Here is a 13,213-nt window from a genome sequence, read left to right as displayed (position 1 = left end):
ATAGCTAAATATAATAAAATGAGCATTACTGAACAAACTTGACTGCTGTGCCATATGCAACAACTGATTGCATATCATTACCAATTGATCCTGAGTCAAATCTCATCATAACAATAGCGTCTGCGTTTTTACTTTTTGCTTCATCTTTCATTCTTTGAATAGCTTCTTCTCTAGAATTATGTAGCATTTGAGTATAGCCTTTAATTTCGCCACCAACAAGATTCTTTAATCCAGCAGCAATGTTGCTTCCTACGTTTTTTGATTGAGTAGTTACACCAAAAACTTCTCCCAGTACTTCATATTTAGTTCCAATATTCTCAGTAGTAGAAATTAACATAAATAAACATCTCCTAAACATCTCTAATTACAATTTAATTATAATGAAGTAAAATACAATTTCCCAATAAGTCAACTCATAACAAATATTGAAAATAATAGTATTGTATATAGATACTGTTTAGTGTTAATATTTAAATGTTAATAAGTTTATATATTAAATACTATAAATATGGATGAGTACTAAATTTCAAATTTTTAGCGAGTTAAGGATAGTGAGAGCTTAATAATGATGTTATTTAGGAATAACACCTATTTGTTTTTATTTCGAACCTTAAGTAGGAATAAACGTTTTTCGTGCGTTACATGAAAGAGTGGCCTTTTTACAAGGCATTTTAGGTGGTACCGCGGAAAAGAGTTTTCGTCCTTTGATGGATGAAAGCTCTTTTTCTTTTATCGTATTTAATGAAATTAGAAAGGTGTGTAATTTATATGCAACAACTAAGTGTTATTGATCTATACGACAAAGACATTGAAGACAAATCAACAGTTGCTCTTGAAGGCTCAGTAAAAACCATTCGTGGATCAAAAAATATCAGTTTTATTGAATTAAATGATGGTTCATGTTTCAGAAGTGCTCAAGTTATCTTAAAAAAAGATAATCCTAACTTTGAAGAAATTAGCAAGTTACCTATTGCATCAACAATTACTGTTGAAGGAGAATTTATTAAAACTCCAGATGCTCAACAAGCATTTGAAATTCATGGACAAAAAGTAGAATTGGTTGGTCATTCAAATGCTGATTACCCACTACAAAAGAAAAAACAAAGTTTTGAATACTTAAGAACGATTGCGCATTTACGTCCAAGAACTAATACTTTCTATTCTGTTTTTCGTATTCGTTCATTAGCAGCATTCGCTGTTCATGAATATCTACAACACAATGATTTCGTTTATGTTAACACCCCTATTATTACTAGTAGTGATGCTGAAGGTGCTGGAGCAATGTTCCGTGCAACTACTTTAGATATGAATAATTTACCTAAAGATGATAAAGGTAATGTTGATAACTCAAAAGACTTCTTCAAAACTGTTACTAACTTAACTGTTAGTGGACAATTACAAGAAGAAGCATTTACTATGGCATTTAAGAATGTATATACATTTGGCCCTACCTTCAGAGCTGAAAATTCACATACACCTCGACATGCTTCAGAATTCTGGATGATTGAACCAGATATGGCATATACTAGATTACCCGGTATGATGGATTGTGCTGAAGGATTGTTAAAATATGTTATCAATTACCTTCTAGAACATGCTAAAGACGAATTAGCATTTTTAGATAAAAATGTTGAACCTGGATTAATTGAAAAACTAAAAGGTACTGCTGGCAAAGAATTTGCTCGTGTCACTTATACTGATGCAATTAAATTACTACAAGAATCAGGTGAAAAATTTGATATTCCAGTTAAATGGGGTATGGATCTAAAATCTGAACATGAACGTTACTTGTGTGAAGATATTTACAAGCGTCCTACTTTCTTAACTGATTATCCTCGTGATATTAAAGCATTTTATATGCGTGATAATGATGATGGTAAGACAGTTGCTGCATCTGATTGTTTAGTACCAGGAATTGGTGAAATTGTTGGTGGAAGCGAACGTGAAGAACGTGAAGATGTACTTGACCAAAAAATTCATGAATTTGGGCTAAAACCTGAAGAATATTCTTGGTATGCTGAACTAAGAAAATATGGTGAAATTAAGCATTCTGGATTTGGTATTGGATTTGAAAGACTAGTTATGTACGTAACTGGTATGGAAAACATTAGAGATGTAATCCCTTACCCACGTGAACCAGGAAATGCACCATTCTAATTTTTAAATAAGATAATAAAAGAAGTAATAGATTTTTAATCTATTACTTCTTTTATTTTGCCTAAACTATCAACAATAAAAATACCATAATTCTTAAAATCACGATTAATAACTTGAATAATAAACAATTGATTATCGATATCAAATTCAGTTGGTGCAAAGATAGCATTACTTAATTTTAATTTTTCTAATAGTTCTTTTTTCGCATCATTGAAAGATTTAATTTTAGCATCATTTTTAACCAACTTTGTTGAAGGAAAAAAATAACCAAATTCGCCGCGATATTTTACTTTTAATAAGCCTTGCTTTGCTTCAAGTATTTTAATATTATTAGACAATTAAGTCACCTCTTTCATAAAAATATAAATGGATAAAAATCATAAAGACAAAGAAATATGGGCAGTGATTAGTGAAGAAAAACCGTCAAGAAAATGTAATTGAATTAATTGCATCGGAAAATATAGTCTCTAAAGAAGTAATGGATGCTCAAGGAGCGAATATTAACCAATAAATATGCAGTTGGTTCACCTAATAAACGTGTTTACACTGGTAATGAAGCCATCGATAAAATTGATAAGGTTGCTATCACACGAGCAAAAAAATTATTTAATGATGAATACGCTAATGTTTATTCACATTCAGGAACTCAAGCTAATCAAGCTGTTTATGCAGCATTATTAAATCCAGGCGATAAGATTTTAGCCATGAGTGAAAAAGCTGGTGGGCATTTTACGCATGGTCAGCCTACCAATTTTTCTGGTTAACTATATAATTGTTCATTTTATGGTGTCAATCCGCAAACTAAACGATTGGATTTCAATCAAATTAATAAAATTACTCAAAATATAAAGCCAAAATTAATTATTGTCGGTGCGTCAGCATATAGACATATTATTGATTGGCATCAATTCAAAAAGATTTCTGATTCCGTAGGTGCATATTTAATGATTGATATGGCTCATATTGCTGGGTTTGTTACTGCTGTTTTACATCATAATCCAATGGAAGGAAGTAGCTGATGTGGTAACTTCAACTACTCATAAAACTTTGTGCGGACTACGAGGAGGTCTAATTCTTGCTAAAGGTCAATATGCAGATAAGTTAGATAATTCAGCCTTACCATTATCACAAAGTGGAACCTTAGAGCATGTTGTTGCAGCTAAAGCTATTGCTTTTAGAGAAGCAATGACTCCAGGATTTAAAGATTATATCAAAAGAGTTATTTTAAATGCTCAATCTATGACGAAAACATTTAATCAATCAAGGAAAATTAGAGTGGTTTCTAATTCTATTGAAAATCATGAAATAATCTTAGATATCCAAAAAAATAATTTAACTAGTGAACAAGGTGCTGATTTATTATATTCAATAGGCATCGCTACCAATAAGGGATTATTGCCAAATGAAAAAGAAAATGTAATGGAAGGACTTCGAATTGGTACTCCTACAATTACTAGTCATAACTTTAATGAAAAGGATGCTGAAAGAATTGCTCAAATTATCGTTGCAATTTTAGAAAAACAAGATACTGAAACGTTAAGATTAGCTAAAAAAGAAGTCCAATCAATTACTTAAAAAAATCTATTTTAAAACAAAAAGGCTGCCTAATTTTAGGTAGTCTTTTTTACAAACATATTATTTATTCATCATCTCATCAATGGCAACTGCCATTCTACGAATTCCTTCATGAATTTGATTATCATTCATATTGGAGAAATTCACTCTAAAAGTTCCTGGAATAACATCATCTGGATAAAATGGTTCTCCTGGGACAAATGCCACGTTATGTTCAACACAAGTATTAAATAAATCCATTGTATTGATATTACCGGGGACTTCTACCCAAATAAACATTCCTCCTTCAGGGTTACTATGTTTAACCCCTTTAGGAAACTGTTCATCAATCTCTTTTATCATCATAGAAGCACGACTATAATAAACATCACGAATTTTTTGAATATGTGCATCTAAATCATTTTCTTCCATGAATCTAGCGATGATATATTGCGACAAGTTATCAGAGTGTAAGTCAGCTGATTGTTTCATAACAACAAACATATCCACAAACTTCTTATCAGCTACAATCCAACCTAACCGCATTCCTGGAGCTAATATTTTTGAAAAAGTACTCATATAAATAACATGTCCATCTGGATCAAAATGTTTGATTGGATTAATTGCTTTACCAGAATAACGAATTTCACCATATGGATCATCTTCCATCACAATCACATCATATTGACTAGCTAAATTAGCTACTTTTTCTCTACGATTAGCAGGCATTGTACGTCCAGTAGGATTTTGAAAATTAGGAATTGTATAAATCAACTTAGCTTCAGGATATTTTTCCAAAGTATCTGCTAAGGTATCAACTTTCATCCCATCATCATCCATATCTACACCGATGATTTTAGCTCCATAACTTCTAAAAACATCTAATGCACAAAGATATGTAGGCTTTTCAACTAAAACAACGTCCCCAGGATTAACCATCATTTTAGCAATTAAATCAATTGATTGTTCTGATCCTGTAGTAATACATACATTATTCACATCACAACTAATATGTTTGTGTGTTTGCATTCGATTTTTAACTAATGATCTTAATTTAGGATTACCAATAGATGCAGTATATTGTAATGCATCCTGACCGTCATGTTCAAAAACTTCGTTAGCAGCTTTTTGCATTTGTTTTACTGGAAATAATTCTGGTGCCGGTAAACCACCAGCAAATGAAATGATATCAGGATCTCCCGCTACTTTTAAAATTTCACCAACCACGTCATTATTTAAATTAGGTACACGTTTTGAAAATTGAAAATCCATATAAATCACTCCATTCATTTAATTTAATGAATATATTAATACATTCATTAAAATGATGCAATCTGTTTTTAATCTTATTATAATATTAATAAACTAACACATAAAAAAAGAACTGATTAAATTAATCAGTTCTAATTAATAAATCTAATTTATGATAATCTTCCAATCATAACGGCAGCAAATACAATCATTACTAAACCGGCAATTGTAAATAATAATTCTTTTCTATTTTTGTGTTCTTTTAAGATTAATAAACCACCTATAGTTGAAACAACCACATTCATTTGGGTTAATGGGAATGAAGTTGCCACACCATTTAAGCTTAATGAAGTTAAGTATGCTAATGTACCTAAACCACCTAATAATCCAATGATTCCATTTTTGATAGTAAATTTAGATTTGATTAATTGAACACTACTATTACCATTCATAACAAATGAAATAACAATAGCACCTAAACACATACCAATTGTTTGGGGCAATAAGCCAACAATTCCAGAAGCATTAGGAATTCTAGGAAATACAGAACAAGCAGTGTAACCTAAAGATCCAATAAGTAGTAATGGAATTCCAGCTTTATAATCCATCTTGACTCTAGAAACTGATTTATCAACATAACTAGTTGAAAATACTCCAATAATTAATAAAGCAATACTAATAAATCCAATTGTCTTGGCATCAATAGATCCCCATTCACCCCAGAAAATCACACCACATAAAGGAATTTCAATTAATTGTAATCCTGTTGAAATAGGCATTGCTGAAGAAACATTCATTTTTTGGAAAGAACTAAATTGAGTAAATTGAGCAAATGACCAAGCCATTCCACCTAAGAAAGGCCATAAAAATTCTTGGAAAGATATTGAAGGTCTAGTAAACGCATAAATTATTAATCCAACAATAACTTGTCCATATCCAGTACCTACCACTTGTTCAATTGGACGACCGCCAATTTTAGTGGCTATTAAAGGACCAACCCCCCACATAATAGCAGGAAGTATTCCGATTAAAATATTCAAACTCATATTAGAAGCACTTCTTTCTCATTTGATTACAAAATTAATTATGCACTTTTTTATAGTTAAAGTTAAATATCATTTTGTATATTTATCATTATACATTCAATTACAATTTCAGTAAAGCGCTTTCATTAATTTTCATTTAAGCTATTTTTAAGTAACTAAATTTAAAATATAAAAAAATATATGGAAGTGATTAAAATGAATAAAATAATGATAAAAAAGATAATTATAGTAACTACCATTTCATTAATAATATTTATTTCCTTCATTAATACTAAAGATCAAAATCAAGTAATAAAAAGAACAAATCCAGATCATCAAACTGAATTTGTTTGGAAATAATTATAGGTCATGGTGTTTTCTTAAATAATGTATCATTAGATAAATGATCACAAATGTGATAAACACTGTAAACAACCACGACCAACTACTATTAGCAAAAGGTAAGCCAACATTCATTCCATAAAATCCACTAATAATTGGTGGAATAGCTAATATCAAAGACCAAATAGTAAGAATTTTCATAGTTTCATTTAAATTATTATTAATAATATTACTATAGGTATCTTCAATTTGACTGACAATCTCATCATTAACATCAAACATATACTTACACTCTTTATATTCAACAACAACATCGTCAATATGTTGATCTTGATGGTTATTAAAGGTAATTGGAACCACAAAGTTATCGCTCGACTTTTGTAATTGATTAATAGCCATAATATTTGCAGCTGTAGAGGACTTTAAATATACTAAATCATTTTTTAAAATAGCAATTTCATTAAGTTGCTTATTATTAACGGATCTACGTAGCCCTTGCAAATGTTCAACGTCTTCGTTAATTTCATCTAATTTATTCATATAAGGCTTGTTAATTCTTTGTAAGATACTAAAAATAACATCAAACTTATTACAACTACTTTGTTGTTTAACTCGATATCTAGAATCACTTTTAGTTATAATTACATCATCAGTAAATGCAGCAACTACCGGAGAAGTATCAACATTTTCATCTTGGCCGCTAATCAATGCGCGTGCAATCAGAACTGAGTATTTTTTGACAGAATCATATTCAAAACGAGAATGTTCATGAATATCAAGCATATACCCCTTTAATATGTTAGGTAGTTTGTAATCATCAATTGTATTAACTACCTCTTTAGTATTGGCATCAACTAATTCTATCCAAGTAGAATCAATTAGTTTATGTACTTTCTTCAAATATAATCCCTCATTTTTATATAATTATTTTAACTTAAATAATTGATAGTAAAATTTAAGTACTGATACAATATATTATATATGTTTTTATCATTATGAAGAAAGGATTTGGCTTAATATTAATAATTATAAAAAAGTCGCCATTTTAATGGCATCAAGCTTGTTTATGCAGTTTTTAGACGCCACTATTTTAACAACTGCTCTACCATATATCGGAAAAAGTTTGAAAGTGCCGACTAGTTCTTTATCGTTAACCGTTAGTATTTATTTTATTACTATGGCTATTTTTATCCCTTTAAGTGGATGGATTGCTAAAAGAATTGGTAAAAAGAATGCTTGGATATTAGCAACTTCACTATTTGTGCTTAGTTCATTGGGAGATGCAATTGCTACAACGTTTTCTTTCTTATTAATTAGTCGTTTTGTACAAGGATTTGCTGGTTCATTAATGACACCAACTGCTAGATTAATTATGTTAGAAAAAACACCTTCCAATCAATTGCTAAAAATGGCTAATTATTTAGTTTGGCCCGCTTTGATTGCACCTGCAATTGCTCCTATGTTAGGAGGTTTTATTGTTAAATATCTTAGTTGGCAATGGATATTCTTACTTAATATTCCAATTGGATTAGTTGCAGTAGTAATCGGACACAAATTAATTGAAAAGGATGATAAGAAAATACGTAGTAAATTTGATTTATTAGGATTTATTGAAATTGCTGTATCATCTGGATTAATTTTAATTGGTGCAGAAATGGCAACTTATGGTAAATATTTATGGCCACTATCAGGTGCTTTAGTCATAATTGGTTTATTAATGATTTTATTAGTCGGATACCATTTATCAAAAACAGATGAACCATTATTTGAAATAAAAGCATTGAAAGTAAGCTCATTTAGAATTTATCAAACTGGTGGCACCTTTCTATGGTTGTCAGTTGGAGCATTGCCATATTTATTAACTATTTATTTACAAACCGTATTCCATTGGTCTGCATTAACTGCTGGATACTATGTAATCTTTGTATTTATAGGTAATATTGGAATTAAACCATTTACTAATATGATAATTAAAACTATTAAATATAAATGGTCATTAATTTTAGCATTAATTACTGTCGCTATTAGTACTTCATTAATTTCATTAGTTCGTCCAAATACAAACGGAATAATAATTGCATTATTAGCATTATTATCTGGTTGCGGACGATCGTTGGCACTAACTTGTTATAATGCTGTTACTTTTTCAGAGATTCCTATGGACGAAAGAAATTCTGCTAATACCCTAAGTTCAGTCCTTCAAACCATGGCGCAAGGATTAGGAGTTTCAATTATCACAGTGATTATATCAGCATTATCAACTTTTATGAAAACTAATATTGCATATGAATATGGATTTATTTTCTTAGGAATTTTAATGATTTATCCAATTATTGAAGTATTAATACAACCCAAAGATTTTGGATTCAAAGCACTATAGACAAAAAGGTTCACTGATTGCATTCAGTGAACCTTTTTTGTAATAAGATTATCGTCTATTTTTATCCACGACCATTGTTAAATGCTGGATATAATTTCATACCACCATCAACAAAAATTGTATCACCAGTTACATATGATGATTCGTTAGATGCTAACCATGCAGCAGCAGCGGCAATTTCTTCTGGTTTACCAATACGACCCATTGGGACTAATTCAGCAGTTTCTGCATAAGTCTTTGGATCAGCAAACTTTTTAGCATTAATTGGTGTATTAATGGCTCCTGGAGCAATTGCATTTACACGAATATTTTTATTGGCATATTCCTTAGCAACTGTTTCTGTAAGCAATTTACTACCACCCTTTGAAGCTGAATAGTCAGCAAAGTGTGGCCAAGAAATTTTTTGATGTACAGAAGACATATTAATAATGTTACCTTGCTTATTATTATCCAAGAAATAGTTTAAAGCAGCCTTAGTACCTAAGAAAGTACCAGTTAAGTTCACATTAATAACCTTGTTCCAATCTTCTAATGATAATTTATGGGTTGGAGCTTCCTTTTCCATACCAGCATTATTAATCCATAAATCTAAAGTACCAAAATGTTCAACAGCAGTATCTACTAGCTTTTGAATATCTTCTTCCTTAGCAACGTTTGCTTGAACAGCAACAGCATCGCCACCTTCATGCTTAATTTGATCGACAGCCTTTTGAGCTCCCGCTTCGTCAGAATTATAATTAAATACTAATTTCATATTTTCATTTGCTAAACGAATAGCAACAGCATTACCAATACCTTTTGAAGCACCAGTAACAACCGCAACTTTTCCCTTAAGATCTGTATACATTAAAATCATTCCTCTCTAATACGCTTACTATTTAAATTATTACATAAATTATTAAAAAACGTTAATAATTAGTTTCTAAATTAAAAAACTAATTATTATCATTGTTAATAATAATAAAACTACATTAGTAAATGTAAAAATTCTTAGAAATGACCAACTATCTTTATTTGAATATATTTGAATTTGCTTAAAGGCTAACAAATTTGCTAAAGATGCAACTAAGCTACCTAAGCCTCCAATATTAACGCCCAAATATAATGAATAAAAATCACGTGTAAATTTAGCAATTAAAACAGATCCCGGAACATTACTAATTATTTGGCTAATTAATGCCCCAGAAAAAAACACCTGATGTGGTGTTTTTAATAAAAGGCTTAAATTACTAATAACTAATTGATTTCGACTTAAAATACCAACAATCAAAAAGAATCCAATAAATGATAGTAATAATGAATAGTCAACATTAATTATTGTTGAACGATTAATATAACTACCATAAATTAATGTTATTAAAAATGGAATCCATAGATTGATAATTGAAAATATGCCAAGAAAAATAAAGATAATTAATATAATGACAGGAAAGCATTTTCTATAATTCAAATGAACTACTGATAAATTGTTTGAATTCATTTTTTTATTGCTGACAAATGATAGTAAAATTAATAAAATAATTATTCCTAGCAATAGTACTATAAATGCCGGATTAAAAAATTGATTAATTGATAAATGGTAGTATGATAGTAAAAAAACATTTTGTGGATTACCAAATGGTGTTACAGAACTACCTAGATTAGCAGCAATTGTAATTAATGTCACTGGATATGGAATTGGTAAATTTTGATTAGCAGCAATTTCTATGTATAAAGGAACTAAAGTTATAATTGCAATATCATTTGTAACTAACATTGATCCAAAAAAAGAAAGTATTGTCATCAAAAACACAACTTGTCGGATACTATGTGAAATATTAATTATATAATTACTGAAAAAATTTAAAATACTTAGATCCTTAATAATTGAGACTAACATCATCATCGTAAATAAAGTTAAAATGGTAGTAAAGTTAATATCATTTATTCTAGGCATACCAATAAATATCATGATAATGAGTATTATAGTGACAATTTTAAGTATTGGGTCATGTAAAATATTGTCTTTAATTTTTTTCATTTATAAAATCATCCCATTCTTAGATTGCAATTTTTTGTCTTTGTATATAATTTAACATTTATTCTAATATTTTATAGTTTTTCTTTAAAGTATGCTGATTTAGTGGTATGTTGTATTCTATTAGGTAAAAATTACATAAAATTTTATATTTATTTGGAGGATTTAGTTATGAAAGCTAAATTTGATAAGCTATCCTTTGCTGGAATGCTAATTGCATTAGGTATTGTTTATGGTGATATTGGAACATCACCCTTATACGTAATGAATGCAATTATCGGTGATGCTGGAAAAATGTCTGACATCACTCCAGATTACATTGTAGGATCTATTTCTTTAATAATTTGGACTCTTATGATTATTACTACTGTTAAATATGTATTAATTACAATGAGGGCTGATAATAATGGTGAAGGTGGTATTTTTGCTCTTTATGCATTAGTAAGACGTCGAGCAAAATGGTTAGTTTGGCCCGCTTTAATCGGTGGAGCTGCCCTTTTAGCTGATGGTACTCTAACTCCTGCTGTTACTGTAACTTCTGCTGTTGAAGGTTTGAAAGGACAATCGTTTGGTGCTATTTCTTTCAGCAATTCTCAACAAGACGTTGTAATAATTACATCATGTGTATTATTATTACTATTTATTATCCAAAGATTTGGAACTGGAATTATTGGTAATTCTTTCGGTCCAGTTATGTTAGTTTGGTTTTCGTTTTTAGCAATTATGGGGATTATTAACTTATTACACTATCCTATGATTCTAAAAGCTTTTAATCCTATCTATGCTGTAAGAATTTTATTTAGTCCCACTAATAAATCTGGAATTTTTATTTTGGGTAGTATTTTCCTTGCTACTACTGGTGCTGAAGCATTATATTCTGATATGGGACATGTTGGTAAAAAGAATATTTACGGCACTTGGCCTTTTGTTTATATTTCATTAATTCTTAACTATTTAGGTCAAGGTGCTTGGATTATTAAAAATGTTCATAATCCTGCCTTTTCTGGTTTAAAAAATTTAAATCCTTTTTATGATATGCTACCAAGTAGTTTACGTGGATTTGCAATTGCAATTGCTGCATTAGCTGCTATTATTGCATCGCAAGCCTTAATTACAGGATCATTTACATTAGTAGATGAAGCAATTGGTCTAAAGTTCTTACCTAGAATGATTGTTAAACATCCAAGTAATGTGAGAAGCCAAATATACATTGCAACTGTTAACTGGTTCTTATGTATAGTTACATTTATTGTGCTATGGTTCTTTAGAAGCTCAGAAAGAATGGAGTCAGCTTATGGGTTAGCAATTACGATTACTATGTTAATGACTACGTTGCTATTATTTGAATTCTTATCGGCTAAAATTAAACGAGTATTTGCCTTTTTCATTGCATTGTTCTTTGCCGTAATCGAATTTACCTTCTTCTTAGCAAGTATCGTTAAATTCGTTCATGGTGGATATGTAACACTTATTATCATGCTATCTATTTTACTAGTAATGATTCTATGGTACTTTGGTAACAAACGTCGTGATCATTATGAAAAAGAAAGTGAATATGTTTCATTATTAGATTATCGTCAACAATTATCGGAATTAAGTAATGATGATTCAATTCCTTTGTATACATCTAATTTAGTCTATATGACTAAAATTAAAAATGATTATCAAATTAAGCGTAGTACTATGTATTCCATTTTAGATAAGGAACCTAAACGTGCAAAGGTTTATTGGTTTGTAACTGTTAACGAAACTAATAATCCCTATGAAAGTAATTATACCGTTGATTTATTAGACACTAAGAATGTTGTAGATATTCAACTGTACTTAGGATTTAGAAAACAACAAAGTGTAAGTATTTACTTGCATCAAATCGTTCATTACCTAATAGAACAAGGTGTAATCGACCCACAGAAGCAACGTTATTCATCAACTAATGTTCCTGGTAATGTTGGTGACTTTAAATTCGTTATTATTAATGAAAGGCCTTCTGATTTAGCACTAAATTCTGAAATCAATGCTTTCGATCGCCAATTAATTTCTGGACGTATTTTCTTACAAAATATTACTGCGTCACCTATTTCATGGTATGGATTAGAATTCAGTAATGTAATTGAAGAATCATCGCCACTATTTATAACGATGCAACATGATCAATATTTAGTACAAAGAAAGATCTATCATTCAATTCATTCGAGAAAAAAATAGTAAAGAAAAAGATTTACCATTAGTTGGTAAATCTTTTTTTATTACTAAAAAATATATGAATTAATACAAGCCAATAATACAATAATGTAAATAATTGCTAATGTTTTTCGATACCAAAGGCCCTTGGGGTTATTAAACCAATAATAAGTATATATTGGTGCCATTAATAAACAAATAATTCCTAGTAACATGATACCAATATACAGGACTGGTGAAGAATCACTTACTCCACTTATAATAAATATAAATGGAAATACTAATAATCCTAAATTAAGTAATATT

The 13,213-nt window shown here is 29.8% G+C and carries 11 protein-coding genes, 1 pseudogene and 1 other annotated feature; of the genes and pseudogenes, 5 read left to right on the top strand and 7 right to left on the bottom strand.

Annotated elements, in window-relative coordinates; genetic code table 11:
• Nucleotides 1-25: 25 nt before the first annotated feature.
• Nucleotides 26-337, bottom strand: coding sequence for a heavy metal-binding domain-containing protein (locus C7N44_RS06535; protein ID WP_105957111.1), 312 nt, complete (start codon nucleotides 335-337; stop codon nucleotides 26-28).
• A gap of 156 nt (nucleotides 338-493) precedes the next feature.
• Nucleotides 494-708, top strand: a binding site (T-box leader).
• Between the two features lie 60 nt (nucleotides 709-768).
• Between C7N44_RS06535 and asnS the strand changes: the two genes are divergently transcribed.
• Nucleotides 769-2,157 (top strand): asparagine--tRNA ligase, encoded by a 1,389-nt coding sequence (gene asnS, locus C7N44_RS06530; protein ID WP_105957110.1) that lies wholly within the window; start codon nucleotides 769-771, stop codon nucleotides 2,155-2,157.
• A 35-nt stretch (nucleotides 2,158-2,192) separates the two neighbouring features.
• On the opposite strand, the gene C7N44_RS06525 is transcribed toward asnS, so the two are convergent.
• Entirely contained in the window at nucleotides 2,193-2,495 is a 303-nt protein-coding gene (locus C7N44_RS06525) for a hypothetical protein (protein WP_105957109.1), read from the bottom strand.
• A 28-nt stretch (nucleotides 2,496-2,523) separates the two neighbouring features.
• Here C7N44_RS06525 and C7N44_RS06520 point away from each other — a divergent pair.
• A pseudogene (locus tag C7N44_RS06520) lies at nucleotides 2,524-3,732 on the top strand (serine hydroxymethyltransferase).
• Between the two features lie 60 nt (nucleotides 3,733-3,792).
• Here the strand turns inward: C7N44_RS06520 and C7N44_RS06515 are convergent.
• Nucleotides 3,793-4,983: an aminotransferase-like domain-containing protein gene (locus C7N44_RS06515; RefSeq protein ID WP_105957108.1), complete on the bottom strand. Its 1,191-nt coding sequence runs from the start codon at nucleotides 4,981-4,983 to the stop codon at nucleotides 3,793-3,795.
• Between the two features lie 149 nt (nucleotides 4,984-5,132).
• Nucleotides 5,133-6,008, bottom strand: a complete 876-nt coding sequence (locus C7N44_RS06510; protein ID WP_105957107.1) for a GRP family sugar transporter — start codon at nucleotides 6,006-6,008, stop codon at nucleotides 5,133-5,135.
• 195 nt (nucleotides 6,009-6,203) lie between these two features.
• On the opposite strand from C7N44_RS06510, the gene C7N44_RS08025 reads away from it, so the two are divergent.
• Nucleotides 6,204-6,347 carry a hypothetical protein gene (locus C7N44_RS08025; RefSeq protein ID WP_157945060.1) on the top strand — a complete coding sequence of 48 codons (144 nt, stop codon included), beginning with the start codon at nucleotides 6,204-6,206 and terminating at the stop codon, nucleotides 6,345-6,347.
• Here the strand turns inward: C7N44_RS08025 and C7N44_RS06505 are convergent, their stop codons facing one another.
• On the bottom strand, nucleotides 6,348-7,229 hold the full coding sequence (locus C7N44_RS06505) for a magnesium transporter CorA family protein (RefSeq protein WP_105957106.1): 882 nt from the start codon (nucleotides 7,227-7,229) through the stop codon (nucleotides 6,348-6,350).
• A gap of 148 nt (nucleotides 7,230-7,377) precedes the next feature.
• On the opposite strand from C7N44_RS06505, the gene C7N44_RS06500 reads away from it, so the two are divergent.
• Entirely contained in the window at nucleotides 7,378-8,709 is a 1,332-nt protein-coding gene (locus C7N44_RS06500) for an MFS transporter (protein ID WP_105957105.1), read from the top strand.
• Between the two features lie 61 nt (nucleotides 8,710-8,770).
• Here the strand turns inward: C7N44_RS06500 and C7N44_RS06495 are convergent, their stop codons facing one another.
• The gene (locus C7N44_RS06495; RefSeq protein WP_105957104.1) at nucleotides 8,771-9,556 is read right to left on the bottom strand and encodes a glucose-1-dehydrogenase; all 786 of its coding nucleotides are present in this window, start codon (nucleotides 9,554-9,556) and stop codon (nucleotides 8,771-8,773) included.
• A 75-nt stretch (nucleotides 9,557-9,631) separates the two neighbouring features.
• The gene (locus C7N44_RS06490; RefSeq protein WP_105957103.1) at nucleotides 9,632-10,729 is read right to left on the bottom strand and encodes an SLC13 family permease; all 1,098 of its coding nucleotides are present in this window, start codon (nucleotides 10,727-10,729) and stop codon (nucleotides 9,632-9,634) included.
• 168 nt (nucleotides 10,730-10,897) lie between these two features.
• Here C7N44_RS06490 and C7N44_RS06485 point away from each other — a divergent pair, with 168 nt between their 5' ends.
• Nucleotides 10,898-12,931, top strand: a complete 2,034-nt coding sequence (locus tag C7N44_RS06485; protein ID WP_105957102.1) for a KUP/HAK/KT family potassium transporter — start codon at nucleotides 10,898-10,900, stop codon at nucleotides 12,929-12,931.
• The last annotated feature ends 282 nt before the right edge of the window (nucleotides 12,932-13,213 follow it).

Source organism: Apilactobacillus quenuiae (assembly GCF_002994005.1).
Taxonomy (GTDB): Bacteria; Bacillota; Bacilli; order Lactobacillales; family Lactobacillaceae; genus Apilactobacillus; species Apilactobacillus quenuiae.
This window is presented reverse-complemented; position numbering and strand designations above follow the sequence as displayed.

Coding starts and splice junctions, on each gene's coding strand:
- C7N44_RS06535 (WP_105957111.1), bottom strand. CDS start 337: ATGTTAATTTCTACTACTGAGAATATTGGAACTAAATATGAAGTACTG.
- asnS (WP_105957110.1), top strand. CDS start 769: ATGCAACAACTAAGTGTTATTGATCTATACGACAAAGACATTGAAGAC.
- C7N44_RS06515 (WP_105957108.1), bottom strand. CDS start 4,983: ATGGATTTTCAATTTTCAAAACGTGTACCTAATTTAAATAATGACGTG.
- C7N44_RS06510 (WP_105957107.1), bottom strand. CDS start 6,008: ATGAGTTTGAATATTTTAATCGGAATACTTCCTGCTATTATGTGGGGG.
- C7N44_RS08025 (WP_157945060.1), top strand. CDS start 6,204: ATGAATAAAATAATGATAAAAAAGATAATTATAGTAACTACCATTTCA.
- C7N44_RS06500 (WP_105957105.1), top strand. CDS start 7,378: ATGGCATCAAGCTTGTTTATGCAGTTTTTAGACGCCACTATTTTAACA.
- C7N44_RS06495 (WP_105957104.1), bottom strand. CDS start 9,556: ATGTATACAGATCTTAAGGGAAAAGTTGCGGTTGTTACTGGTGCTTCA.
- C7N44_RS06490 (WP_105957103.1), bottom strand. CDS start 10,729: ATGAAAAAAATTAAAGACAATATTTTACATGACCCAATACTTAAAATT.
- C7N44_RS06485 (WP_105957102.1), top strand. CDS start 10,898: ATGAAAGCTAAATTTGATAAGCTATCCTTTGCTGGAATGCTAATTGCA.